Source organism: Flavobacterium enshiense DK69, from assembly GCF_000498495.1.
Lineage (GTDB): Bacteria > Bacteroidota > Bacteroidia > Flavobacteriales > Flavobacteriaceae > Flavobacterium > Flavobacterium enshiense.
On record NZ_AVCS01000009.1, the window covers coordinates 231463 to 255789 of the forward strand.

The following is a 24327-nucleotide window of genomic DNA, read 5'->3' on the forward strand; positions in this document are numbered from 1 at the left end:
TTACGTTGATTGTAAAAGCTTTTTAAAAGCTACAAACAATATTTAGTTTTGATAAGCGTGCTTGTAATTTTGTCCCGAAAGAATTTTAAGCATGTCTTTCTCCAGTGTTTCCATTGGTCGCTCAACAATACGGTGAATTTCTTTTCCATTTTTGTAGAAAATAAATGTTGGGACATTGGAAATATCCATGCCTTTTTCAAATTGTTCAGGAGTCTTTTTGTTTTTGTCTACAGCAATCAAGGCAATCTTGGTGTTGTCGAATTGTAAGGCTTCCATAATCTTGAAAAAACCAGGAACTTGCAACTGACTGTCATCACACCATGTCCCCATAAATACCAAAACCGAAACGTCTTTTGTGTGCTTTTTTAATTCAGCTATAGACGCTATATCCAGTTTGTAGTTTTCGTGGTTTGGTGAGTACCAAAGGCTGTATGGGGTTTTTAACAACGCTTCTTTAGGTTGCTTCCCTATTAAAGTGTCTTTGGTTTGCACCAAAGTAGTTTCCGTAGTCATGCCTGGGATAGGTTTTGACTGCGCTTTACAGAAAGTTGCCGAAGCTGCTATTGCTAATAGTGTGATGATTGTTCTCATAGATTAGTGTGAGTAATTAGGGATGGCTTCTTCAATCATTTTATTGCCATCAGCATCATAATAGGAACAAGTCATGTCGGTAAAGTCGCAAACCCATTTGTAAGTTCCGGCAGCTGCTGCCTGAATGGCAAAAGTTTTGTAATCTGTTTGTCCTGCCTGATGGTTTTTAATGACACGCTCCAATTCTAATGTGGAAGGATCATCCGATATTTCGATGCTTTCGTATTTTGGTTTGCCAGTTAGTGAAAAATCATTTTTTCCGTAATAAACAGTAGTTCCGTCGACAACAAAATTTTCGTATTTCTGAACGCCCAGGTTTTTTAGTTCGTTTGCATAACGTGGGAAATCTGCTCCTGATTTTACAAAACTGTGTGCCTCATGGATTTCTTCCAATGAAAATGCTGTCAATAAGGAATGTCTTGTCATGGCTTTCGGTTTTTCAATTCCGATCAGCTCTAAAATGGTTGGAGCCACATCACCTAAAACACCGTCATAGATTTGTTTTAAATCCTTGTCCACCAAAATAAGCGGCACCGGATTGGTAGTGTGTGCGGTATGTGGACTTCCGTCCGGATTGACCATGGTTTCGCAGTTTCCGTGGTCAGCAATTACAAGGGTGGTGTAATTGTTTTCCAGTGCGGTTTCGATGACTTCCTTTACGCAGATATCCACAGCCTCACAGGCTTTAATGGCGGCCGACATCACGCCGGTATGTCCAACCATGTCCCCGTTTGCAAAATTCAAACATACGAAATCAACTTCACCTTTTTTAAGTTCGGGGATTAAAGCGTCTTTTAGTTCGAAAGCGCTCATCTCCGGTTTTAAATCGTACGTAGCTACTTTAGGCGACGGGCATAAAATGCGGCTTTCTCCTGTAAATGGTTCTTCGCGGCCACCGGAGAAGAAGAATGTTACGTGCGGATATTTTTCGGTTTCAGCGATTCTTATTTGCTTTTTGTTGTTTTTTTCCAGGATTTCACCCAATGTTTCGGTGATGTTGTCTTTGTCATAAATAACGTGCACATTTTCGAAAGTATCGTCATAATTGGTCATTGTAACATAATACAACTCCAATTTGTGCATGTTTTGTTCGTGGAAATCCTTCTGAGATAAAGCTTCTGTTAATTGACGCCCTCTGTCAGTTCTGAAATTAAAGAAGATTATCACGTCGTCTTCCTGAACAGTCGCAATCGGTTTGTTGTTCATGTCGACCATCAAAATCGGTTCGATGAATTCGTCGGTAACATGATTATGATAGCTTGTCAATATTGAATTTACAGCATCGATGGAATGGACTCCGCTTCCGTTTACGATAAGGTCATAGGCTTTTTTTACGCGTTCCCAACGTTTGTCCCGGTCCATCGCATAATAACGGCCAATAACCGAAGCCAGTTTTGCTGAAGAATTCTGCATATATTCTTCTAAATCCTGAATGTATTTTGCGCCCGACTTAGGGTCAACATCGCGCCCGTCAGTGAAAGCGTGAACGAATACATTTTTCAGTCCGAAATCCTGGGCAGCATCCAGCAAACCTCTTAAGTGAGATGTGTGGGAATGAACGCCACCATCGGAAACCAAACCTAAAAAGTGAACTTTTTTATTGTTTTCCTTCGCATAGGCAAAAGCATCATTAAGAGCTTTTTCCTGATTCAAAGATTTGTGTTCTACAGCCAGGTTAATTTTTGCAAGGTCTTGATAAACAATTCGTCCTGCGCCAAGATTCATGTGGCCCACTTCCGAATTCCCCATTTGTCCATCAGGTAAACCAACATTTAATCCATCGGTTCTTAATTGTGCATTCGGATATTTAGTGTACAAACTGTTTATGAATGGAACGTTTGCGTTGTCTATAGCGGAAACTTTCGGGTCGGGAGATTTTCCCCAACCGTCCAAAATCATTAAAATTACTTTCTTGTTCATGGTATTATAGCCAATTTTTGGCCTTATTATAATCAATAAAATATTTAACACTTACAGAAAACGTGTGATTCAAATCATTCTGTAAAGTATGTGCTAAGTTATCAATTATATTTTTATTTAAACGCTGTTCATAATGAGTGGCGTTATTTCGGTATAAAACTGATACCTGACTTCCCGGAGCAAACCACCATACATACGATAAATCATAATTCCAGGATTTGAAATTGTCATTGTTGTTTTCCTTATACTCGGTGTTAGGCTCGTAATAACCGTTTTCCAAAAGGGTCAGGTAGTTTTTTATTTCAGAATAGGACCAATAATAACGTACTTTCAGATTAAAAGTCATTCGGCTGTTAATCCCGTATTTTCCACCAACGGAATTCTCAATCGTAGTTACATTTCTGTTAGCAAAAATAATGTCGGTTTCCGTGTTGTCCACATAGCCTTTATCATCGTTGTCTCTTGCTATATTCAAGCCGTAGGTCAGGAAAAATTTATCACTGAAACGGTAACGAGGACTTAAGTTAAATCCATACGAATTGCGTTTGTCCTGTTCGTAAACGTAGAAGTATGGGTTGAAATCGATGGCGAAAGGATTGTTGTAATTGGATGAATAATAGATATAGCTTCCCACACTTTTCGGACGGTAAACATAACGGCCTGTTGTTCTGGGTTGGTAAAAATCATAGGTTATTATCGGATTTAAGTCGATTCCTATCCCGAAATCATCGTTCCTTTTGTTGGATGCATTCATACTTCCGCTAAACCAGGCATTCTGGACCAATCCTGTATCGTTCTGCCACTCAAGTGAAGTATTCGCATTCAGGTAAAATGAGTTGAAAAGTTTGGTCGGGTTTAAGATTCGGTAACTGAAATTGGCAAATGTGTTATGGTAATTGTTCGTGAAATTAATTCCCAGGTCATTGATGTCATAATCCTTCGAAACATAATTTGCGCCACCATTGAAACGGTATTTTCCGAACGTTTTGGCGAAATAAATATTGGTGTTAAACCCGTTTTTGTCTTCGATGTCGTTTATGTGATTGTATTTGAAATTTCCTGAAAGTTTATAGGTGTTTGCCTTGGTGTTCAGGTCAAAGAGTACCGCTGAAACATTTGCATCTTTAAAGCTGCCGTCTCGCATTACATTGGTATTTACAAAGCTGATGGACGAGTTTTTCCGAAAGCGTTGATCGAATACCAGTACGTTGTAATTGGCCAAGGGCTCTACAACCACACTTCGCCTGTCGCCGGTTTCTGTATTTACAACGGTTGCTTTCGTTTCTTTGGTGACAGCATTTAATACACCGATACCTAGTCCTTTGGATGTTCTTCCTGAAATTTTTAAAGCATTGAGCAGATCGATAGTGGTGGGCATTTTCTCGACCTCTTCGTTTTCGCCCAAGGTCACATCTCCGGAAGGCTCGCTTCCGATTCTTCGGGAATAGAACAATGAACCTTTGTTGAATAAATCGGTACCTTCAGTGAAGAAACCGCGGTTTTCATTCAACTGTTGTTCGAAAGGGCCAAGGTTCAGGATTTTATTGTCGAAAGTGGTCTGTCCGAAGTCAGGCACCAAAATGGCATCCAATGTAAAAGAATCGTTGATACCGTATTTAATGTCCATCCCTCCTTTAAAAGTGGTTTCTGTTCCTTCGTCATTGTGATTTACATATCCCGACGCGTACGGAATGAAAAATAATCGTATTGGAGGTTTTATATTTTCGATCCCATTCAGGATTCCTGCCTGTTGAAGTATGTTTCCAATGTTGGTGTCAATTTTGTTCCAGGCATATTTTTGTTTTTTGTACCGTACTTCCCTGAAAAGGTTCAGTCCCCAAACTTGTTTGTCTTTGGAAGAAAATCGGATTGCGGCATAAGGGATTTTCATTTCCACGATCCAGCCGAAATCAGTCTGTTTCACTTCACTGTGCCATACCGCATCCCAAGAATAATCTTCTCCGGTTTCCTGAGTGGCAATACAGTCCATTTGAGTTCCGGCGGCGCTTACAATCAGTCGGAAGTCCTGCTGTCCGTCATTATAGCCATTTAAAAAGACGCCGAAATGATCAGATGTTCCAAAATTATCCCTTTGGGTAATCTCTTTCAGAAGGTTTTCTTTTGCCTGATACATTTCTGCACCTACATAGATACCTTCATTGTCATAGGCTATTCTAACAATGGTTTTTTCTTCGGGAAGTTCCGGTTTTCCGTTGTCGGGCTGGAACATTATAAAGTCGGTAGCTTTTTCTGCCGTGTTCCAGAACGGTTCGTCTAATTTTCCGTCAATGGTAACGTTTTGATCTATTTTTAAGGCGGTAAGCGTTTTTTTTTCCGGATTAGCTGGTGTTGTATTCGTTGGATTATCTTGGGAAAAGACTAGGGAAGAACAAATAAAGCTTAATAAAATGGACAGCTTTAATTTCATTATTTTGATTTTTTGATGATTGACATGTCAAAGATAATTATTTCCCATATCCCTTAGAAATATTAAGAAATGTTTAACTATCAGGCTCTTAAAGTGTCGACGAAATGTTAAATTTAGCCGATTAAATGCAAAAAAAATTTGGAGGATTAAAATATTTACATACTTTTGGCTCATCAGAAATGAAGTATAACAAATAGAATATCAATGAGTTACAAGTTTTTCCCAATATTGTTTTCGTCTTTTGTGTCGTTTACATCTTTAGCGACAAATAAGATCGGTGATCCAAAAGTGCTGGCTTCAACTACCAGGGCTTCAATGGAAGTGAAAGTGAAGGAATTATACGGTTCTTTGAAATTGAATTCTTTTACAATGCCTAAGTTAGAAGCTTTTTCTAAAGCTGTAGAAGGATATTATCAGTTAAAGGAGCGTGGTGTGGTTCAGAGAGATATTTTGACAATTGTTGATTTTAGTTTGTCTTCAACACAAAAACGTCTTTGGGTGATTGATATGGTAACTAATACTGTTTTGTTACAGTCAGTTGTGTCACATGGGAGAAACAGTGGTGAAGAATTTGCGACTTCTTTCTCAAATGAATCAAATTCCAACAAAAGCAGTTTGGGTTTTTATTCCACGGGCGAAACTTATAATGGTAAGCACGGATTGTCCTTAAAATTGGATGGTTTGGAATATGGAATAAACAGTAACGCAAGAAACAGAGCTGTTGTGATGCATGGTGCGGATTATGCGGCTGAAACCATTATCAAACAACAGGGTAGATTAGGTAGAAGTCAGGGATGTCCTGCGGTTCCTTTTGCTATTCATAAAGAAATCATCAACCTGATAAAAAACAAATCGTGTTTATTTATCTATCATCCTTCGAGAACATATGAAAAACAATCAAAACTAATCTCGTAGTTTTTGATATAGCTCGGAATCGAGATTATAGATGTCGTTCCGGAATTGAAATTCATCCTTATTCATCCAAGCTGTCCAATACAGTAAGTGAATGTGGATGAATTTTTTTATAGGGATACCCGAAGTTTTTCCGCTTTCAATAATCTTTTCCACCCGTTTCTGGTTCATATAGTTTTCGTCGGTCTCGAGGATGTAATAGGCTAGATCTAGAGGGTTTTCTACACGTACGCATCCTGAACTTAATGATCTTCCGGTTAATTCGAATAATTCCTTATGGTTGGTGTCGTGCAGATAAACCAGATGTCCGTTAGGGAAATTAAATTTAACGAGGCCCAATGAATTATTGTCTCCAGGTTTTTGTACATATCTGTAATTGTTAGGTTTGGCTGCATTCCAGTTGTATGGATCTACTTCCTGGCCTTTTGAATCATAAATAGTTATTCTTGTTGCTGCAAAATAGCCTCTGTTTTGTGAGGCGGTCGGTCCTAAATCTTCTTTTATGATTGTTGGTGGAACCGTCCAGGTAGGGTTGATGACGAGATTACTTAAATGTGAAGACAAAACCGGTGTTCTTCGTGTGTCTTTCCCTACTACCACTTTATGAACCCTGGCTGTATCGTTGTCTTTAATGAAGTATAGTTTGAATTCAGGGATATTAATAATGATATATTCCTTGCCTAAATCTCTCGGAAACCATCTCCAGCGCTCCAGATTCGCAATGATTTGTTCTGTACGCTGTTTTTTTGAAACATTCATGGCTGTGACGGTGTTTGCGCCTATGACCCCGTCAGCCAACAATCCGTGTCGTTTCTGAAAATGTTTTACGGCTTCCACGGTTTTCTTGTCGTAAATGTTGGTTAAATTGGTTATTGTATCTTCTTTAGTATAGTCGCCCCAATATATCAACCTTTTTTTAACCGCTTTAATGGTTGCTTTTTTTTCATTGGGGTTTATTTTTTCTTCAATGACTATAGGGTCGAAGTCATCATCAGGCATTTCATTTATTTTTTTCAGGCTCTTTTTTAAAAGATGATAAACGGGATGGTTCGGTTTTAAAGTGTCTAATGTTTTTTCAACATCATGGCGCCTGATTCCTTCTTGAAGTAAATCGATCGCTTTTATTTTTTTATTGCCGGTTTCCCAATCGGTGTACAGTTGCTTGGGATTTAGTTTTCCGTTGTACAGGTGATTAGCTAGTTTGTGAAAGGATTCTGTTAAAAGAATATCGAAGTTTACGATCTCAGTCGAATTTAATTTTGTTTTTGCTTCTTCTTGTTTTTCAAGCGAGCTGAAATTATAGTCTTCTGGGATTAGTCCTTCGTCTGCCGAATTTTTTATTATATCGATAAGCGCTTTTCGGTCTTCGGTTTCCGTCCAAACCGTTTTGAAAAGATTATTGCGGTAGAATTCTTTTACGTGCTCCGGTTTGTCCCATAGCGCAGTACTGTCAAAAGCAATTGATTTTGGGGAATTTATGGGTATTACTTTTGTCTTTAAAGAGTCTTGTTGGTTATTATAAGCCAAAGCAACCTCTTTTTTACAATTCATAAAAAGCACCGGGAGTATGAAAAAGAGGTATTTGCACGACATGGTAAATAGCATTTTTGCGCTATGAAAGTTACAAAAAATACTGTGGCTGTCATTGTTTTTTAACATTTTAAAGACGTTTGTACATGACGAAATGCTTACCAATTTCAGTTATTTCGAATGGATTTCCGTAAATTTTATAACCCAGTCTTTCATAAAATGGAACGGCTATTTCTCTTGCATTGAACCAAATCAATTTTCCGTTTTTTTCTTTTACGAAGTGTTCCGCCTTTTTTACCAATTGTTCGCCAAAGCCCATGCGCTGGTAGTTTTCCAGAACAGCCATGCCTCTCATTTGGAATTGGTTCTCAATTGAGCAATTCGGATAATTTTTTTTGAAAAGCGAAACGACGGCCAATAATTCTTCGTTTTCCGAAAGGCCGAAGTGTGCAGTGGTTCCTAAATTATCGCCTTCGAAGTGACAACTTTCGATTGGTTTGCCCGGTCTTAAAATGGGTTGTCTGACAGAAAAAGTGTCCTCGGCTTCTATTTGACGGATTAAAATCATAAAATTTCAGTTGTGTTTAGTGAGGGTTGTCTGTATCTAATGGTTTAAAAATAAATCAATTATATATATGATGATTAAAAAGTTTAAAAGTTGCTTCAAGTTACATGATATTTTTTTAAAAAAAAGTTTGTTTTTAGAATAAAAATTTATCTATATTTGCACCGAAATAATGCGGAAGTAGCTCAGTTGGTAGAGCTCCAGCCTTCCAAGCTGGTTGTCGCGAGTTCGAGCCTCGTCTTCCGCTCCAAAACTTAGATGAAAGTTTTAAAAGATCATCACCTGCGGAAGTAGCTCAGTTGGTAGAGCTCCAGCCTTCCAAGCTGGTTGTCGCGAGTTCGAGCCTCGTCTTCCGCTCCAAAGCCTCAAGCGAAAGTTTGAGGCTTTTTTGTTTTTATCGGGTTTTGATGATTTCGCTAATGGAACAGTGCCATTATAATTTCGAAAGCAATCAAAATAATAATGATCCATTCCAAGCGATGGCTTTCCCGAACGTTTAAAACATCGGTAAACAGTGTTAGGTTATCTTCAACAATCTGCAGGCGGTAATCAAGGTCTTTAAAACGTGGGTGGATGTCGAAATTGTTCTTCAGGTTGCGGTTAAGCAGGTTGAGTTCCTCATTGTCCCAGACCAGATTGGGGTCGTCCAGTATGTATAAATTGTCGACAATGCTGTTTTTGACATTCAGAACCTTTCCAATATATTTCAGTAAATCGGTTTTTGAAATACTGAGTCGGCCTTTTTGTTCCAGTTCAAGAATATAGTGTTTGGAAGAAGTTATGAGTTCGTCTGTAAGTACTTCGTAATATTCCAGGGCAACGGATTGACCGGTGTTGAGCATCACGATGCGCAATAAGGAAGGGTCAATTTGCGAAGTGATGACAAAATTGTTTTTGACAATTATTTTATCGAGGGTTGCATCTGTTTTGATAATATATTCTTCAGATAAATTTAAATCGACCGGATTTATCGCATAATTTGTAACGAAGTTCAGGAATTCACTTTTGCCAATAGGATCATAATTGGCAAAAACAACTACGCCATAATCAAAAATATACAGATAACGGTTGCTGTCCGTAAGTGCATAAAATACCTCGGAAGTCGAGCCCGAAAAAGCTTCGGTACGAAATTCGGTGCGGAACTTTTTGATGTTAAATGACTCCGCAATCTGGATGGCCTCGATTCGAATCTCCATAACCAACTGATTTATACAAATTTAAGAAAAAATTCTTACTAAATTTGGATAAATCAGCGTGGATTTAAAATGGGCTTATTTTAAGTTTGATAAATCAGCTCCGGTTTCGAGTTCCACCGCTTCCTGATTCTGTTTGAATAAACGGGCTGGTAAAGCACCTTTTAGGGTTATTTTGCTGTCGTTCACTTCCAGCCAACTTCCTTCGCGCAATCCCAAAACGGGTTGCGAATTAAAATAATGGAATTCATTAATTCTGGTTTCGCGAGTTTCTCCCATGTGCGTGGAACCTTCAATAGGATCCAGATAATGCGGATTGATATTGAAAGGGACAAAAGCCAGAGTGTTGAAACTTGGCGGATAAACGATTGGCATATCGTTGGTGGTTCCCATGGTGAGTCCGCAGATGTTGCTGCCGGCTGAGGTTCCCAGATATGGTGTTCCGTTTTTTACCACTTTCTCAAGTGTTTCAATAATTCCGATTTTGTACAATTGAGTAACCAGTAGGAAAGTATTGCCACCGCCTGTGAAAATACCTTTCGCCTGTTGCAATGCCTCGACAGGGTTTTCAAATTCATGAATTCCTTTTACTGCAATGTCGATTTTTGCAAAAGCCTCATTTACTTTTTTTGTGTAATCATCATGCGAAATTCCGCCCGGTCTGGCATACGGGATGAAAAGAATTTTGTTGATTCCCTTGAAATGCGTTTTTAATGTGGGAAGTAAGTACTCCAGATAACTTCCTTCATATAGTGTTGAGGTGCTGGCAATAATAATTCGTTTCATTTTCAAATCTTTGTCGCAAAGTTAACTAATTTCAAAAATGAATTGATAGGAATCGAATTTCCCGTTTAACAAAAAATTACGAATCTGTTGGCATAAAATTGGCAAACCCGGGCAATACTTTTGTATTGTGGTAAAAATCCTTCTTTGTTGAAAGAAGAATGCTTTTTTGGACGTGCCGTTAATAGTTTATGTTTTGCATTGGTCGTGAAAAAAAAATAATTTTTTGTTTTGTGTATGTGTCAGGAATTCTGATGTTTAACGTAGATTTAAGGTGCAGCAGTTTTTACTCCAATTTAGAAACGTTTTTTTAATATTCGATGGTGGCAATGATCAGGTTTTTTATGATGTATAATGCTTGGTTTTAAATTAGGGTAGATGATAAATAAATTGCTTTTTTTAGTTTCTTTTTTAATTGTCACGATTTGTTCTGCTCAAAACATAAAACGATTAAACGGAAAAGTGGTTGCCGATGTTAAAGATTTACAAGGAATTAATATTATAAATCGTACTTCAGGAATAGAATTGGCTACTTCGGAAGACGGGTTGTTTTCAATTTATGCTAAACCCGGCGATACGTTGGTCTTTACTTCGGTTCAGTTAAATGAGAAACGGATTGTCATTGAAAAAGAAGATTTTGATTATCTGCCTTTTATAGTAAAAATGAGACAGAAAGTGATCCAGTTAAAAGAAGTTGTAATTACTGATAGTGGCATCAATGCCGTTAGTTTGGGGATTGTTCCGAAAGGGATGAAAACTTACACTCCCGCAGAGCGAAGATATTATACAGCAACTACAGGTCCGGGAATACTTCCCATTGATCCCATAATTAATGCCATAAGCGGAAGAACAAAACAACTGAAAAATGAAATTAAAGTAGAGCGGTCGGAAATGCTTCAACAGAAACTTTCCGCCATGTTTGATGAAAACTATTTTATTGAAGAATTAAAGATTCCGTCTGCTCAGGTAGATGGTTTTTTTGTTTTCGCTTCGGAAAATCCGGAATTGGCTAATCAGGTAAGGGGAAAGAAAAAACCGCTGATAGAGTTGGAATTGGCAAAACTGGCGTCGGAATACCTTAAACGATTATCCGATGAAAAGTAGAACGTTTTTTGTTTTCTTTTTGATTTCGATGGTTTGTTCTGCTCAAAATGTAAAGCTTTTAAGTGGGAAAGTGGTTGCTGATGTGAGAGATTTGCATGGCATTAACGTAGTGAATCAGGTTTCCGGAAAAGAAGTGGCAACCTCGGAAGACGGATCGTTTTCAATTTATGCAAAACCCGGAGATACTTTGGTTTTTACCGCTGTGCAGCTGAATGAAAAGCGAATAGTTGTCGAAAAAGAAGATTTTGATTATCTGCCTTTTTTGGTAAAGATGAAAGCTAAAGTGATTCTGTTGCAAGAGGTTTTGATCGAAAAAAGCAATATTACCGCAGAAAGTTTGGGTTTGGTGCCAAAAGGAATAAAAGTGCGCTCTCCGGAGGAAAGAGCTGTAAGAAGGTATTATACCGCACAAACGGGGCCGTTAAAAAGTCTGGTTTATGCCTTAGACGGGACGGCTAAACGGCGGAAGAAAGAAATTGTAGCCGCAGTTAAGAGTCAAAGGTTGCAGCATAAACTTGAACTGATGTTTAGTCAAGCTTATTTTGTTGACGAACTGAAGATTCCATCCGAGCACTTGTATGGGTTTTATATTTTTGCTGCCGAAAATCAGGGATTTGAGACTGTTATGCAGAAAAAAAATAAATGGCTGATAAAATTTGAATTGATAAAACTGGCTTCAGAATATATTAAAAGACTATCCGATGAAAAGTAAAGATCTTTTATTTTTTCTGCTTTTTTTTTGATTACAACAACTCAGGATGTGAATAGGATGGTGTTGAAAGGAATAGGATTACTCATTTAACAAAAAAAAGCGAATCTATAGGCGTTAAATTAGAAAAGCCATCCAATACTTTTGCGCTGTTGTAAAAATCAGTCTTTATAGAAGGTTGATTGCTTTTTTAGAAGTTCTGTCAATAGTGTGGTTTTTGCATCAGTCCTAAAAAAATAATTTTTCTGCGTATATATCAGTTATTCAGATAATTAACGTAACTTTAAGGTGTAATGTTTTCACTACAACTTAGAAACGTTTTTTTATATGTGCCTGATGGGCAATGAGCAGGGTTTCTTATGGTATATAAGGCTCAGTTTTAAATTAGTGTAGATGAAAAATAAATTACTTTTTTTAGTTTCTTTTTTAATTGTGACGGTTTGTTCTGCTCAAGATGCAAAACTTCTAAACGGGAAAGTTGTTGCCGATGTGAATGATTTGCAGGGAGTCAATGTAGTAAATCGGGCTTCGGGAAAAGAAGTGGCTACTTCAGAAGACGGATTGTTTTCAATTTACGCAAAACCTGGTGATACATTGGTTTTTACATCCGTTCAGTTAAACGAGAAGCGAATTGTCATTGAAAAAGAGGATTTTGATTATCTACCCTTTGTGGTGAAAATGCGGCTAAAAGTGACCCAGTTAAAAGAAGTTGTGATTACTGATAGCGGCATCAATGCGGTTAGTCTGGGAATTGTTCCGAAAGGGATGAAAACATATACCCCTGCAGAACGGAGGTTGCAAACGGCAGGTGATTTTAAGGCAATTCATTTGTTGGGGATTTTGGGAGGAAGTTTGCCTGTGGATCCGATAATTAATAAAATTAACGGAAGGACCGACAGGATTAAAAAAGAAATTAAAGTCGAGCGTTCTGAAATGCTTCAGCAGAAACTTTCCACGCTATTTGACGAAACCTATTTTATTGAAGAATTAAAGATCCCAACGTCTCAGGTAAATGGTTTTTTTGTTTTTGCAGCGGAAAATCAAGAACTGGCTAATCTGGTAACGGAAAATAAAAAACCGCTGATAGAGTTGGAATTGGTAAAGCTGGCGTCTGAATATCTTAAACGATTGTCCGATGAAAAGTAAAATGCTTATTTTTTTGATGCTGTTGTCGTTAACCGTAACGGCTCAGGACGTTAACCGCATATTGTTTCGGGGAATAGTGGTTGCTGATTCCTTGGACGTGGATAATATTGTTGTTAGAAATATTACTTCGAAAAGGATTACGATTACCGACAATAAAGGAAATTTCAGCTTGTTCGTGAAGGAAAGGGATACGCTGGTTTTTAGTGCTATCGCCTTTAATTCATCGGTTTTGATAATCAATAAGTCACATCTCGATAATGAAGTTGTCAAAATACGCCTTTCGGTTAAAGTTAACGAACTCGACGAGGTTGTGGTTCGACCTTACACGTTAACCGGTAACCTGGAAGCGGATTCCAAAAACCTCAAAATTAAAACGGTGGATGTGGATGAAAAAAAGATAGATTTATCTAATCCGTTGCCTAAATACAATAAGGTAGACAATTCTTTGGCACAGATCACTCCCGGCAGCGGAAACAGTTTCAGCGGTATGGATTTTGTGGCCTTAGGGAAAAAAGTACACAAAGCGATTTTTAATCCCAAACCTAAAGAAAAGAAGATTGATTACGTGACTGAAAAAATCTTCTCCGAAGGTGTGAAAGAAAAATTCGATCCGCAATTCTTTACTGAAACCCTTAAGCTTAAACCGGAAGAAATTGATTTGTTTCTGGCCTATTGTGATGATACTTCTCCTGAAAGCAGAGTGCTGCTTAATCCAAAAAAAGAATTCGAACTGATTGATTTTCTGCAGAAAAAAAGTGAAGAATATCATAAAAAAAATCAGTAAATAATTTCTTTTACTACTTTTGAGGCATGAGGAAATATTTTCAGTGCCTATTGCCGGTATTCCTTTTTGTTGTGCTGAGCTCTTTTGCTTTGCACAAGTTCTATGTTGGCATCTATCAGATAAATTATTCGGACAAGAAAAAAGAAGTGCAGATAACGGCACGGGTTTTTATTGACGATATCGAAAAAGCCCTTCAGACCAAATATAAAAGGAAAATATATTTGGCTACTCCCAAAGAAATTACTGAAACCAACGAACTTCTCAAAAGCTATCTTTCTGAAAAAATGCAGCTGACAGTTAACAGAAAGGCCAAAACCCTGAAATTTTTAGGCAAGGAAACCGAAGATAATGTCTTGATTTGCTATCTTACCACATTGGTGCCTGAAAAAATATCCTCGATATCGATACACAATTCCGTGTTAACGGAAATATACCCCGAACAACAAAATATCGTCCATTTCAATATATATGGTAACAAAAAAAGCTTGTTGCTGACAGATAGTGAAACAGAGGGCGAAGTAGAATTTTAGACAAAAACAAAACAATATAAAAACATGAGGAAATCAGTTTCAATTTTTTCATTGGTAGCGTTGGCAGTTCCTTTTATTGCCTTGGCGCAGGAAACAAAACCAGCCGATAAAAAGAGGGATCCGGGACATGGAGACACCAATAAATTCAGTCAGATGTACCATGAGATGGCGACACCGAATTCGTACCGAACGGCTTCAGGTGCTCCAGGTCCGGCATATTATCAGCAGCAGGCGGATTATAAAATTAACATCGAACTGGATGATAAAAATACCAAATTATACGGAACGGAAACAATTACCTATCACAATAATTCGCCTGAAACGTTAACTTATCTTTGGGTTCAGCTGGATCAGAATGAAAAGAAACGGGACGGTAAATCTCCGTTAACACAAGGACAAAGAGTTAGCAATGCTATGAGTTCTGGTGAGTTCTCAAGACAATTTATGCAGCCGCGCTTTGACGGAGGGTTTAACATTGAATATGTGAAAGACGCTAAAGGCAAACCAATGAATTACACCATCAATCAAACGATGATGCGAATCGATTTGGAAAAGCCGCTAAAATCTGGGGACAAAGTTTCTTTTGATGTGAAATGGTGGTATAACATAAATAATTATATGGTAGACGGAGGTCGTTCCGGATACGAACATTTTGATAAAGACGGTAACAATCTGTATGTAATCGCTCAGTTTTACCCAAGAATGGCCGTTTATAACGACGTGGAAGGATGGCAAAACATGCAATTCTGGGGCTCTGGCGAATTCGCGCTGCCTTTCGGGAATTTCGAAGTGAGCATCACTACACCTGCCGATCACGTTTTGGAAGGAACCGGAGTATTGCAAAACAGAAAAGAAGTTTATTCAGCCGAGCAGGTAAAACGTTATGAATTAGCGGAGAAAACCTATGACAAACCGGTTGTGATAGTAACTCAGGGAGAAGCGGAAGCTGCTGCTAAAGGATTTTCAACTAAAAAGAAAACCTGGAAATTTAAGGCAGACAATGTGCGTGATTTCGCATTTTCGACTTCAAGAAAATTCATTTATGATGCAATGGCCGTTAAATTGGAAAACGGCAAAACGGTAATGGCGATATCTTGTTATCCGCCGGAAGCCAACCCGCTATGGGGTGATTATTCAACCCGTGTGGTGGCACATACTTTAAAATCCTATTCAAAATATACATTTGATTATCCTTATCCGAAAGCTATTTCTATTTCAGCAGAAGATCAGGGGATGGAGTACCCGATGATTTGCTGGAACTACGGACGCCCGGATGAAAAAGGATATGTGAGCGACCGAATCAAATACGGAATGATGGGTGTGATTATCCACGAGGTGGGACATAATTTCTTCCCGATGATCGTAAACTCTGATGAGCGCCAGTGGACATGGATGGACGAAGGTTTAAATACGTTCCTTGAATATCTGACAGAACAAAGCTGGGATAAAAACTTCCCTTCAAGCCGTGGACCTGCCGCTAAAATTGTTCCGTATATGAGTGGCGACCAGAAGTTTTTGGAGCCTATCATGTCGAATTCAGAGACGATTTACAACTTCGGCGCCAACGGTTATTCAAAACCTGCAACGGGATTGAACATTCTTCGTGAAACCATTATGGGTCATGAGTTATTTGATCATGCTTTCAGAACCTATGCGCAACGCTGGAAGTTCAAACATCCGACACCGGAAGATTTCTTCAGAACTATGGAAGATGCTTCGGCAGTGGATTTGGACTGGTTCTGGAGAGGATGGTTTTATTCTACCGATTATGTGGATATCGCTATCAAAGACGTGAAACAGTATTATGTGACCGAAGATCCTTCTAAAGAAGTAAAAGAGCAGTTCAACCGCAGAGGCAGAAAAATAAACAATGGAGAGCCAATGGTGTATATGGTTTCTGAGACATCCGAAGATTTTAAACCGGAATTGAAGAAACCGTTGAATGTACAAGATGTAAAAACATTGTCGGAATATGTGAATAAATTGAGTCCTGAAGTTCGTAATGAATTGAAACAGCCAAAGTATTTCTACGAAGTGGAATTCGATAAGCCAGGCGGAATGATGATGCCGGTAATCGTAGAATTGCAGTTCGAGGACGGGACAACTGAAAATCATCATTTCCCAGTGCAAATCTGGAGAAAAGGGAACGATACGGTGAAACGCGTTTTCGCAACTGATAAACCGCTGAAGAAAATTCAATTGGACCCGAAACTGGAAACGGCTGACATCGATGTAACCAATAACGTCTGGCCAAAAGAAGAAGTGAAATCAAAATTTGATGAGCTTTCTCAGAGTGCAAAATAAATAGGAAAAAGACCATCTGAATAAGGTGGTCTTTTTTGTTTTTAATAACATATTCCATTTTAAAACTTTGTAACTTTGTCGCGTTACAACCTGTAATTACAAAATCATGTTCGGAATAGGAGGAGGAGAGATATTCTTCATTATATTGGTAGCTTTGATGTTGTTCGGATCGGATAAGATTCCGGATATCGCCCGTACTTTGGGTAAAGGTATGGCGCAGCTTAAAAATGCGACCAACGATATCAAAAACGAAATTCAGAAAAGTGCCGAATTAAACGGTTTGAATGATTTAAACGATTTGAATCCGATGAAACAATTGGATCTGACTTCAGATATTACCAAAGAAATCGACAAGGCAAAAGAGGATATCGAAGACATGACCGGACCGATTAAAAGACAGATGTAATTTTGGAGAAAATTATTCAGTTAGACAAACAGCTTTTCGTTTTTCTTAACGGACTGGGGTCTGAACAATACGATGGATTATGGCTTTTTATAACCAAACAGTTTTATTGGGCACCCATTTTTTTATATGTTTTTTATCTGTTGTATAAGAAAGTCGGATGGAAGCATTTGCTTTTGATTCTTGTGTCAATCGCAGTCATGATTACGTTCACCGATCAGTTTACTAATCTGATAAAAAATAGTGTACAGCGATTGCGTCCGTGCAACGATTTGGAAATAAAAGATATGATCCGAATTGTAAAGTCGAGCAGTTCCTTCAGTTATTTTTCAGGTCATGCAGGCAATTCAATGGCATCAACGGTATTTGTGTTTTTGATTTTGAGGAAATACTACAAATATGCCTTTTTATTGTTCTTGTTTCCGCTGATATTTGCCTATAGCCGAATTTATCTGGGCTTGCATTTCCCGGGTGATATACTTTCAGGATATTTATTTGGAATCATAGCCGGCTTTGGATTCTCAAAACTTTATGATATTTTCAGAAGGAAGCATTTTCCGGAAAGCATATAAAAATAAAAATCCCGATTCATAAATCGGGATTTTTATTTTTAAAGTACGCGGCTCATGGTTAAGCCATCGCGAATCGGGAGTAAAACGGTTTCCACTCTCGGATCGTTCTTTAATATTTCGTTATATTCCAGTAATACTTTGGTGCTTTTATCGTTGGCTTTAACTTCTTCCAATACTTTTCCGCTCCACAGTACATTGTCCGATAAAATTAAACTGCCTTTGTTCATCAACGGCACGATCATATTGAAATAATTGATGTAGTTTTCCTTATCGGCATCAATAAAAACCAAATCGAATTTTTTGTTCAAAGTAGGAATGATTTCCAATGCATTGCCTAAATGTTGCTTGATTTGGCTGTCCCATGGGGATTGCGCGAAATATTTTCTCTGGAAATCGTACAATTCTTCATTATTGTCGATGGTGTCCAATGTTCCATTCTCCGGCAAACCCTCGGCCATACATAAAGCAGCATAACCGGTATAGGTGCCTATTTCAAGAATGTTTGTCGGACGAATCAACTTCGATATCATGCTCAGGAAGCGTCCCTGAAAATGACCGCTCAACATTCTTGGTTGTAAAATTTTTTGATGGGTTTCTTTATTTAGGCGCGCTAACAACTCCGGTTCGTTTTCCGTGTGTAACGCTACATAATCTTCTAAAGTCTCGGATATAAAATGCATTTAGTTGATGTTTAAATTTGTAAAAAGAGTTAACAGGTAATCAAGGTTTTTGGTTCTATCTTTAAATTTAGGACGGAATGTTATTTCAATTAAGTAGTCGTTTTTTATTCCGACTATTGTCATTCCTGGCATATTGTTTTTATATTCGTTAAAAACATAGCAGATACTGTCGCCGTAAATTTTTTCAAAATAGCAGGTCTTTTCGTCGTGAATTTTTTCAAATAAGCTGCTATATGCCTTATGTCTTTTAGCTTCAAACTCAGCATCTTTACTTAATAACTCGGCATCTGTTGTGTTTGTCGTGTAAAACTGATTGTCTTTTTTTTCTGAAATTATTATTTCGATAAAGTCTTTATGCTGATTTTTTAATACTAAATAATGAGGAATAAACTTGTTTGTTGTTTTCCAATTATCATTTAAAGTAACGGTGCCTTCTTTAAAGTAATTTATGAGTACGGTTTTGTTTATTGCTGAATCATAATTAATCGCTTCTTTTTTCTTCTGGCTAAACGATTGAAAATTTATTGCGAACAGGCTAAAAAGGAGGAGTAAGTATCTCATTTGAAAAAGTTTCACACAAATTTACAAATTAACAGATAATCAAATCGATAAATTGTGATTAACTTTGCGCCATGCAAATGGAGAAGAAGGATATACGCGCATTAACGAAAGACCAGTTACGCGATTTTTTTGTTGCCAACGGAGATAAAGCCTTTCGTGGTAATCAAGTGTATGAATGGTTGTGGCATAAGCGTGCGCATAAGTTTGAGGACATGACCAATGTTTCGAAACACACACGCGAAATGCTGGAAGCGAATTTCGTAATCAATCACATCAAGGTGGATACGATGCAGCGCAGTTCTGATGGGACCGTAAAAAATGCCGTTCGTCTGCATGACGATTTGATCGTGGAGTCGGTTTTGATTCCGACCGAAACGCGGACTACTGCCTGTGTTTCAAGTCAGGTTGGTTGCAGTCTGGATTGTAATTTCTGTGCAACGGCAAGATTGAAAAGAATGCGTAACCTGAACCCGGATGAAATTTACGATCAGGTGGCGGCTATCGACAGTGAAAGCCGTTTGTATTACAACCGTCCGTTATCCAACATCGTTTTCATGGGAATGGGCGAGCCGTTGATGAATTATCCAAATGTAATGAAGGCAATCGACAAAATCACTTCGCCGGAAGGTTTAGGGATGTCGCCGAAACGTATTACGGTTTCTACATCGGGAATTTCGAAAATGATTATGAAAATGGCCGATGATGAAGTGAAATTCAAACTGGCGGTTTCTTTGCACTCAGCTATTGAGGAAATCCGGAATGAAATCATGCCGTTCACCAAAAGTTTTCCTTTGCCTGAATTAAAGGAATCTCTGGAATATTGGTACAAGAAAACGAAAAGTAAGGTGACTTACGAATACGTGGTTTGGAAAGGAATCAACGATGATAAGAAATCGATTGATGCTTTGGTAAAATTCTGCAAATACGTTCCGTGTAAAGTAAACTTAATTGAATACAATCCGATTGACGACGGTCAGTTTCAGCAGGCTTCCCAGAAAGCTATTGAAGATTATATTGTGGCTCTTGAGCGAAACGACATTGTGGTTAAAGTACGCAGAAGCAGAGGAAAGGACATTGATGCTGCCTGTGGTCAGTTGGCCAACAAAGAAGGATAAAGATAAAAAAAACGTTCGTCAATTAAGCGAACGTTTTTTTATTGGGTTACTTCGTGTTAATTCCTGAAAGTAAAAGTGTGTGGCGTTCCGCCATCAATAGAGATGGTTGCGTTGTTGTCGCAGTGTCCGTTTCCATAATTCAATACGGCAGTGTGTTCGTTGCGGTTTATTGTAATTACTCCTGAAACCAATTTATACAAACAAGCAATTTCTACTCTCAACGGAGTTGTTATTGTAGATGTGTAGGAATGGTTTGTGCCTGTAGTAGCCCAGTTTCCTGTAATGCGGTATACATTGTCATGGAAAATCAGCGGCGTGTCATATCCTTCAATTAATTCTCTTGTTCTTGTTCCTGTTCTGGAATAAGTGTTTCCGTTTGGAAGCGTGATGTCCAAATCCAAATCAATGCCCACAACTGGATGTGGGGTAGCAAGTGCATCGGTAGCCTGAACGGTTCTTGAAAGTGTTTTTGTCCCTTGTACCAAGATATTGTCATAGTAGAAAGAATGGAAGCTATAAGTCCATACATAAGGAGATTGATGGAAATCGGTGCTACCGCTAATGATGATTTGTCCTTTTAAGATAGCTCCGTTATGATATGTGCAACCTGTTGTGCCGAAGTCAATAATTCTGGTCCAGGTATTTCCTTCTACTGTTGTAGTAACCGTTGCGCAATTCGGAAGGATGGATTGATAGCTCTCTGCTCTTGCCGTGTTTTGTGCATTAAGCTGGTCTTCCGCTATTTCTGAAATGTCATTTGAAATGTCATCCATTTTGGCATTAGCGTTAAACTCTTCTGTGGTAAATTGACCGGTAGTGTTACTGTTGTTTTGTTCTTCTTGTTCTTCTTTGTTACAGCCAATTAGGGATAAGGCCAGTAAAACTACAATCGATTTGAATAAATTTCGTGTCTTCATAAAATTAGGTTTTGGGTGTAGTTAATAGATGCAAAATACATAAAAAGGTTTAACGGATTAACGGAAAAACAGTGTTTTTTATTTCATATAGAATTGTATCTTTGAATTCTATGAAACAAGTCATGACAGATATAGGTTCAAACGAAAATTACAAAAGTCATCTTGTAACATTGAAAAATCCAATCTCATAGATGAAAATCGTTGAACAGATAAAGGAGCCTATAAGCCTTGAAATGGAACTTTTTGAAACGAAGTTTCGCGATTCCATGTCTTCTAAAGTGGCGCTTTTAAACAGAATCACTCATTATATCGTAAACCGAAAGGGAAAACAAATGCGTCCTATGTTTGTTTTTCTAACCGCGAAAATGGTATCGGGCGGAACTGTAAACGAACGGGCGTATCGTGGGGCTGCTGTTATCGAGCTGATTCACACGGCTACACTGGTGCATGATGATGTGGTGGACGACAGTAACCGACGTCGCGGGTTTTTCTCTGTCAACGCTTTATGGAAAAACAAGATTGCAGTGTTGGTTGGTGACTTTTTGCTTTCGAAAGGGCTGCTGCTTTCAATAGATAATAATGACTTCGACCTGCTTAAAATCATTTCAGTTGCTGTTCGTGAAATGAGCGAAGGAGAATTACTCCAGATTGAAAAAGCACGCCGATTGGATATTACTGAAGAAGTTTATTACGAAATCATACGCCAAAAAACAGCTACGTTGATTGCCGCCTGTTGTTCGCTTGGGGCTTGTGCCGTTTTTCCCGAGGACAAGGAAGTAATTGAACGCATGCGTAAATTTGGAGAGTTAATCGGAATGGCTTTCCAAATTAAAGACGATTTGTTTGATTATACCGATGATGCCATCGGTAAACCAACCGGTATCGATATCAAAGAACAAAAAATGACCCTTCCGCTTATTTATGCCCTCAATAATTGTTCCTCCAAAGAAAAAAGCTGGGTGATTAATTCGGTTAAGAATCATAATAAAGACAAAAAACGCGTTCGTGAAGTGATTCAATTCGTAAAAGATAAAAACGGATTAACCTACGCCGAACAAAAGATGGTGCAATTCCAAAAAGAAGCACTTCAACTCATTGAAGATTTCCCCCATTCTCCCTATAAAGATGCCCTTACATTGATGGTAAATTATGTGATTGAAAGAAAAAAATAATTTTTTTTATTTTCATACAACCATTTTCAGACTTCACTCGTCTATGCTAATAGAAGTCGGTTATAAAGACCGGTTTTCGAAATACATTTTTTGAATGAAAGTAATAGACTTACATCAGGAGGAAAAAGAAATCATACAGTTGGCTGTCGACAACAACCGGCATGCCCAACATAAGATTTACTCGAAACACGCTCCCAAAATGCTAAGTGTCTGCCGGCAATATATAAAAGACGTGCAGCAGGCGGAAGATGTAATGATAACCGCTTTCATGAAAGTGTTTTCCAATCTAAAAAATTTCGAACACAAAGGCAGCTTCGAAGGATGGATCCGGCGGATTATGGTAAACGAGAGTATTTCATTTTTGAGAGTACAAAAACAGGTAAAGTTTACGGAAGACGAAAATTATTTTGAAGAACGTTACAATAACATCGAAAGCCAGTTTTCTGTTGAAGATATTCAGTTTTTGATTGACAGCCTTCCGGATGGCTACCGAATGGTTTTTAACCTTTACGCGATTGAAGGATACAAACATCAGGAAATTGCCGAAATGCTGAATATTAGCGAAGGGACTTCGAAATCGCAGTTGTCACACGCCCGAAAATTGCTCCAAAGTCAGGTGAATAAACTTAAAAATTATGAAAATGGAACCGAATAAAATGGAAGAGGAATTCAGAAAAAAACTGAATGCGAGGGAAATGCAGCCTTCAGATGCGGCATGGGACCGCCTGGATGCGATGCTTTCGGTAGCCGAGAACAAAAAACCGAAACGCAATTTCAGATGGTTGTACATTGCTGCGGGTTTGGCGCTTTTTTTCTCAATAGGCTTGTTTTTGTTTCAACAGGAAAGAGGCAATCCTGAAATTCAAATGAAAAACCCGACTGTGGTAACTTCTGATGAGGATCAGAAAGATTCAGAAGAGCCTGAGTCGGTTGTGTCCAATCCAATGTCCCCGATAGTAGGTAGTTCTGAAACCGTTGCAGAAAATAATTCAGTAACAAAATCAAAGACTGCTAATAAAACAATTGCAACTGTTGCTTCCGATACTAATCGTCAGATTGTAAAAGAAGAAGTTGCCGAAGTCATTACCCAAAAAGAACCTGAAATTACAAAAGTAGCCCCTGAATCCGAGTCAGAAAAACTTTTGGCTAATGTGGATGATGTTAAAGAAAAGCCTCAGGTGAAAGTTAATGCCAATTCATTGCTGAACAATGTGGAAGGTGAATTAAATCAGGAATTCAGAGAAACAACCTTACAGCGTCTGAACCGAAATTTTAAAACGGTTAAAACAGCTGTAGCAAACAGGAATTACGAGTAAATAATCAAAAATCGAACAGTTAAATTTTTAAATTATGCAAAAGATTATCTTTTATGTAGTGGTCATGTTGTGCTTTTTTGTAAGCAAAGTCACTGCGCAGGAAACCTTTGAGCAACGTGCTAATGCAATTGCCAAAAACATCGAGAATATCACTAAAGAAGAGAAGCTGGCTTTGAAAACGGAAGTTGAAGAGGTTAACGAACAACTTACAAAGGGCGAGCTGACTCAGGAAGAAGCTGATAAAAAGAAGATGCAATTAGCTACTGATCATGCTAAAAAAATCGAAGAAAGAGTAGCGGTAGAACAGGAAAAGCTTAATGCTTTGGTGCAGGAAAGAGTTGATGGGAAATTGAGTGATACCATCAAAATTAAGAAGAGATATTCGATTACCATTCCGGCAGATCATTACGACAGAAAAACAAAGAGAACTACTTCGCAGTTTGTTTTCGCCTTCGGACTTAATAATCTGGTAACTAATGGAGCTGTTGCGAATTCTGATTTTGGATATTGGCGTTCGACATTCTATGAGTGGGGGATTACCGGAAGAACGCGTTTGGGTAAAGAAGACAGTCCGCTTCATCTTAAGTACGGTTTCTCCTTTATGTATAATATTTTACACGCTACCGACAACCGTTATTTTGTGGATAAAGGATCAGAAACGGTGTTAGAGACATATCCGGTAAACTTAATAGATGATAAAACGTATTTTAAAAATGTATTTTTTGCAGTTCCGGTTCATTTGGAGTGGGATTTTTCGGATAAAAGAGAGATCAATGGAAAAATGTACCGCAGATCTCACGATGGTTTCCGTTTTGGAGCCGGTGGATTTATAGGGATTAATACCAATTCAAAACAGTTTTTAGGCTATGAAGTTGATGGTTATAAAATTAAGGAAAGACAAAAAGGGGATTGGAATGTAAATGAGTTTACCTATGGTTTAAGTACTTATGTAGGGTACAAAAGTATAAGTTTGTATGCGAAATATGATTTGCAGCCGATGTTTGAAAGTAATGCGGTAGATCAGCGTAATGCATCATTGGGATTGCGTTTTGATTTTAATTAATTTGTTTTAGTTAGATACTTTTATGCCCT

Annotated in this window: 24 protein-coding genes and 2 tRNA genes; 16 read left to right on the forward strand and 10 right to left on the reverse strand. The window is 38.2% G+C overall.

The window, feature by feature from the left end:
- Positions 1–42: 42 nt before the first annotated feature.
- From FEDK69T_RS06905 to FEDK69T_RS06915, 3 genes are read right to left on the reverse strand one after another with little or no spacing between them, the layout of a single operon-like run.
- Positions 43–591, reverse strand: a complete 549-nt coding sequence (locus FEDK69T_RS06905) for a thioredoxin family protein (protein ID WP_023573434.1) — start codon at positions 589–591, stop codon at positions 43–45.
- Between the two features lie 3 nt (positions 592–594).
- Positions 595–2511, reverse strand: coding sequence for a 2,3-bisphosphoglycerate-independent phosphoglycerate mutase (gene gpmI / locus FEDK69T_RS06910; RefSeq protein ID WP_023573435.1), 1917 nt, complete (start codon positions 2509–2511; stop codon positions 595–597).
- A gap of 4 nt (positions 2512–2515) precedes the next feature.
- The gene (locus tag FEDK69T_RS06915) at positions 2516–4939 is read right to left on the reverse strand and encodes a DUF5916 domain-containing protein (RefSeq protein WP_023573436.1); all 2424 of its coding nucleotides are present in this window, start codon (positions 4937–4939) and stop codon (positions 2516–2518) included.
- Positions 4940–5143: 204 nt separating this feature from the next.
- Here FEDK69T_RS06915 and FEDK69T_RS06920 point away from each other — a divergent pair, with 204 nt between their 5' ends.
- The gene (locus FEDK69T_RS06920) at positions 5144–5854 is read left to right on the forward strand and encodes a murein L,D-transpeptidase catalytic domain family protein (RefSeq protein ID WP_023573437.1); all 711 of its coding nucleotides are present in this window, start codon (positions 5144–5146) and stop codon (positions 5852–5854) included.
- On the opposite strand, the gene FEDK69T_RS06925 is transcribed toward FEDK69T_RS06920, so the two are convergent.
- Positions 5843–7402, reverse strand: coding sequence for a L,D-transpeptidase family protein (locus FEDK69T_RS06925; protein WP_051385086.1), 1560 nt, complete (start codon positions 7400–7402; stop codon positions 5843–5845). The two genes, FEDK69T_RS06920 and FEDK69T_RS06925, sit on opposite strands and share 12 nt — an antisense overlap.
- A 109-nt stretch (positions 7403–7511) precedes the next feature.
- Positions 7512–7949 (reverse strand): GNAT family N-acetyltransferase, encoded by a 438-nt coding sequence (locus FEDK69T_RS06930; protein ID WP_023573439.1) that lies wholly within the window; start codon positions 7947–7949, stop codon positions 7512–7514.
- Between the two features lie 171 nt (positions 7950–8120).
- Between FEDK69T_RS06930 and FEDK69T_RS06935 the strand changes: the two genes are divergently transcribed.
- Positions 8121–8196: transfer RNA gene (locus tag FEDK69T_RS06935), tRNA-Gly, on the forward strand.
- 34 nt (positions 8197–8230) lie between these two features.
- Positions 8231–8306, forward strand: a tRNA-Gly gene (locus FEDK69T_RS06940).
- Positions 8307–8362: 56 nt separating this feature from the next.
- Here the strand turns inward: FEDK69T_RS06940 and FEDK69T_RS15675 are convergent.
- Positions 8363–9142: an RMD1 family protein gene (locus FEDK69T_RS15675; RefSeq protein WP_023573440.1), complete on the reverse strand. Its 780-nt coding sequence runs from the start codon at positions 9140–9142 to the stop codon at positions 8363–8365.
- Positions 9143–9217: 75 nt separating this feature from the next.
- A complete protein-coding gene (gene pepE, locus FEDK69T_RS06950) occupies positions 9218–9925 on the reverse strand; it encodes a dipeptidase PepE (protein ID WP_023573441.1) in 708 nt (235 codons plus the stop codon).
- Between the two features lie 375 nt (positions 9926–10300).
- Here pepE and FEDK69T_RS06955 point away from each other — a divergent pair, with 375 nt between their 5' ends.
- The 8 genes from FEDK69T_RS06955 to FEDK69T_RS06990 all read left to right on the forward strand — a co-directional run bounded on the left by FEDK69T_RS06955 (position 10301) and on the right by FEDK69T_RS06990 (position 17474).
- On the forward strand, positions 10301–11026 hold the full coding sequence (locus FEDK69T_RS06955; RefSeq protein WP_023573442.1) for a hypothetical protein: 726 nt from the start codon (positions 10301–10303) through the stop codon (positions 11024–11026).
- On the forward strand, positions 11016–11738 hold the full coding sequence (locus FEDK69T_RS06960; RefSeq protein WP_035630059.1) for a hypothetical protein: 723 nt from the start codon (positions 11016–11018) through the stop codon (positions 11736–11738). The genes FEDK69T_RS06955 and FEDK69T_RS06960 overlap by 11 nt, the downstream gene beginning before the upstream one ends.
- A gap of 390 nt (positions 11739–12128) precedes the next feature.
- Complete coding sequence (locus FEDK69T_RS06965) at positions 12129–12881, forward strand: hypothetical protein (RefSeq protein ID WP_023573443.1); 753 nt, start codon at positions 12129–12131, stop codon at positions 12879–12881.
- Positions 12871–13665 (forward strand): hypothetical protein, encoded by a 795-nt coding sequence (locus FEDK69T_RS06970; RefSeq protein WP_035630053.1) that lies wholly within the window; start codon positions 12871–12873, stop codon positions 13663–13665. The genes FEDK69T_RS06965 and FEDK69T_RS06970 overlap by 11 nt, the downstream gene beginning before the upstream one ends.
- Positions 13666–13691: 26 nt before the next feature.
- Positions 13692–14195 (forward strand): DUF6702 family protein, encoded by a 504-nt coding sequence (locus FEDK69T_RS06975; RefSeq protein WP_023573445.1) that lies wholly within the window; start codon positions 13692–13694, stop codon positions 14193–14195.
- 24 nt (positions 14196–14219) lie between these two features.
- A complete protein-coding gene (locus tag FEDK69T_RS06980; RefSeq protein ID WP_023573446.1) occupies positions 14220–16499 on the forward strand; it encodes a M1 family metallopeptidase in 2280 nt (759 codons plus the stop codon).
- A 106-nt stretch (positions 16500–16605) separates the two neighbouring features.
- On the forward strand, positions 16606–16905 hold the full coding sequence (locus tag FEDK69T_RS06985) for a Sec-independent protein translocase subunit TatA/TatB (RefSeq protein WP_023573447.1): 300 nt from the start codon (positions 16606–16608) through the stop codon (positions 16903–16905).
- Positions 16905–17474, forward strand: a complete 570-nt coding sequence (locus FEDK69T_RS06990) for a phosphatase PAP2 family protein (RefSeq protein ID WP_035630051.1) — start codon at positions 16905–16907, stop codon at positions 17472–17474. The genes FEDK69T_RS06985 and FEDK69T_RS06990 overlap by 1 nt, the downstream gene beginning before the upstream one ends.
- A gap of 38 nt (positions 17475–17512) precedes the next feature.
- Here the strand turns inward: FEDK69T_RS06990 and FEDK69T_RS06995 are convergent, their stop codons facing one another.
- Positions 17513–18154: an O-methyltransferase gene (locus FEDK69T_RS06995; RefSeq protein ID WP_023573449.1), complete on the reverse strand. Its 642-nt coding sequence runs from the start codon at positions 18152–18154 to the stop codon at positions 17513–17515.
- Positions 18155–18715: a hypothetical protein gene (locus FEDK69T_RS07000; protein ID WP_023573450.1), complete on the reverse strand. Its 561-nt coding sequence runs from the start codon at positions 18713–18715 to the stop codon at positions 18155–18157.
- Positions 18716–18786: 71 nt separating this feature from the next.
- On the opposite strand from FEDK69T_RS07000, the gene rlmN reads away from it, so the two are divergent.
- Entirely contained in the window at positions 18787–19830 is a 1044-nt protein-coding gene (gene rlmN, locus FEDK69T_RS07005) for a 23S rRNA (adenine(2503)-C(2))-methyltransferase RlmN (RefSeq protein ID WP_023573451.1), read from the forward strand.
- 56 nt (positions 19831–19886) lie between these two features.
- Here rlmN and FEDK69T_RS07010 read toward each other — a convergent pair whose 3' ends face one another.
- Positions 19887–20747, reverse strand: coding sequence for a hypothetical protein (locus tag FEDK69T_RS07010; protein WP_023573452.1), 861 nt, complete (start codon positions 20745–20747; stop codon positions 19887–19889).
- Positions 20748–20938: 191 nt separating this feature from the next.
- Here FEDK69T_RS07010 and FEDK69T_RS07015 point away from each other — a divergent pair, with 191 nt between their 5' ends.
- From FEDK69T_RS07015 to FEDK69T_RS07030, 4 genes are all read left to right on the forward strand, one after another.
- Positions 20939–21919 (forward strand): polyprenyl synthetase family protein, encoded by a 981-nt coding sequence (locus FEDK69T_RS07015; RefSeq protein ID WP_023573453.1) that lies wholly within the window; start codon positions 20939–20941, stop codon positions 21917–21919.
- Positions 21920–22013: 94 nt separating this feature from the next.
- Positions 22014–22574, forward strand: coding sequence for an RNA polymerase sigma factor (locus FEDK69T_RS07020; RefSeq protein ID WP_023573454.1), 561 nt, complete (start codon positions 22014–22016; stop codon positions 22572–22574).
- Positions 22561–23235, forward strand: a complete 675-nt coding sequence (locus FEDK69T_RS07025; protein WP_131494752.1) for a hypothetical protein — start codon at positions 22561–22563, stop codon at positions 23233–23235. The genes FEDK69T_RS07020 and FEDK69T_RS07025 overlap by 14 nt, the downstream gene beginning before the upstream one ends.
- A gap of 34 nt (positions 23236–23269) precedes the next feature.
- Entirely contained in the window at positions 23270–24298 is a 1029-nt protein-coding gene (locus FEDK69T_RS07030) for a porin family protein (RefSeq protein ID WP_023573455.1), read from the forward strand.
- Positions 24299–24327: the final 29 nt, after the last annotated feature.

What these genes read in the sequence shown, in the direction of transcription:
- FEDK69T_RS06905 (WP_023573434.1), bottom strand. Translation starts at nt 591, where the DNA reads ATGAGAACAATCATCACACTATTAGCAATAGCAGCTTCGGCAACTTTC.
- gpmI (WP_023573435.1), bottom strand. Translation starts at nt 2,511, where the DNA reads ATGAACAAGAAAGTAATTTTAATGATTTTGGACGGTTGGGGAAAATCT.
- FEDK69T_RS06915 (WP_023573436.1), bottom strand. Translation starts at nt 4,939, where the DNA reads ATGAAATTAAAGCTGTCCATTTTATTAAGCTTTATTTGTTCTTCCCTA.
- FEDK69T_RS06920 (WP_023573437.1), top strand. Translation starts at nt 5,144, where the DNA reads ATGAGTTACAAGTTTTTCCCAATATTGTTTTCGTCTTTTGTGTCGTTT.
- FEDK69T_RS06925 (WP_051385086.1), bottom strand. Translation starts at nt 7,402, where the DNA reads ATGAATTGTAAAAAAGAGGTTGCTTTGGCTTATAATAACCAACAAGAC.
- FEDK69T_RS06930 (WP_023573439.1), bottom strand. Translation starts at nt 7,949, where the DNA reads ATGATTTTAATCCGTCAAATAGAAGCCGAGGACACTTTTTCTGTCAGA.
- FEDK69T_RS15675 (WP_023573440.1), bottom strand. Translation starts at nt 9,142, where the DNA reads ATGGAGATTCGAATCGAGGCCATCCAGATTGCGGAGTCATTTAACATC.
- pepE (WP_023573441.1), bottom strand. Translation starts at nt 9,925, where the DNA reads ATGAAACGAATTATTATTGCCAGCACCTCAACACTATATGAAGGAAGT.
- FEDK69T_RS06955 (WP_023573442.1), top strand. Translation starts at nt 10,301, where the DNA reads ATGATAAATAAATTGCTTTTTTTAGTTTCTTTTTTAATTGTCACGATT.
- FEDK69T_RS06960 (WP_035630059.1), top strand. Translation starts at nt 11,016, where the DNA reads ATGAAAAGTAGAACGTTTTTTGTTTTCTTTTTGATTTCGATGGTTTGT.
- FEDK69T_RS06965 (WP_023573443.1), top strand. Translation starts at nt 12,129, where the DNA reads ATGAAAAATAAATTACTTTTTTTAGTTTCTTTTTTAATTGTGACGGTT.
- FEDK69T_RS06970 (WP_035630053.1), top strand. Translation starts at nt 12,871, where the DNA reads ATGAAAAGTAAAATGCTTATTTTTTTGATGCTGTTGTCGTTAACCGTA.
- FEDK69T_RS06975 (WP_023573445.1), top strand. Translation starts at nt 13,692, where the DNA reads ATGAGGAAATATTTTCAGTGCCTATTGCCGGTATTCCTTTTTGTTGTG.
- FEDK69T_RS06980 (WP_023573446.1), top strand. Translation starts at nt 14,220, where the DNA reads ATGAGGAAATCAGTTTCAATTTTTTCATTGGTAGCGTTGGCAGTTCCT.
- FEDK69T_RS06985 (WP_023573447.1), top strand. Translation starts at nt 16,606, where the DNA reads ATGTTCGGAATAGGAGGAGGAGAGATATTCTTCATTATATTGGTAGCT.
- FEDK69T_RS06995 (WP_023573449.1), bottom strand. Translation starts at nt 18,154, where the DNA reads ATGCATTTTATATCCGAGACTTTAGAAGATTATGTAGCGTTACACACG.
- FEDK69T_RS07000 (WP_023573450.1), bottom strand. Translation starts at nt 18,715, where the DNA reads ATGAGATACTTACTCCTCCTTTTTAGCCTGTTCGCAATAAATTTTCAA.
- rlmN (WP_023573451.1), top strand. Translation starts at nt 18,787, where the DNA reads ATGCAAATGGAGAAGAAGGATATACGCGCATTAACGAAAGACCAGTTA.
- FEDK69T_RS07010 (WP_023573452.1), bottom strand. Translation starts at nt 20,747, where the DNA reads ATGAAGACACGAAATTTATTCAAATCGATTGTAGTTTTACTGGCCTTA.
- FEDK69T_RS07015 (WP_023573453.1), top strand. Translation starts at nt 20,939, where the DNA reads ATGAAAATCGTTGAACAGATAAAGGAGCCTATAAGCCTTGAAATGGAA.
- FEDK69T_RS07020 (WP_023573454.1), top strand. Translation starts at nt 22,014, where the DNA reads ATGAAAGTAATAGACTTACATCAGGAGGAAAAAGAAATCATACAGTTG.
- FEDK69T_RS07025 (WP_131494752.1), top strand. Translation starts at nt 22,561, where the DNA reads ATGGAACCGAATAAAATGGAAGAGGAATTCAGAAAAAAACTGAATGCG.
- FEDK69T_RS07030 (WP_023573455.1), top strand. Translation starts at nt 23,270, where the DNA reads ATGCAAAAGATTATCTTTTATGTAGTGGTCATGTTGTGCTTTTTTGTA.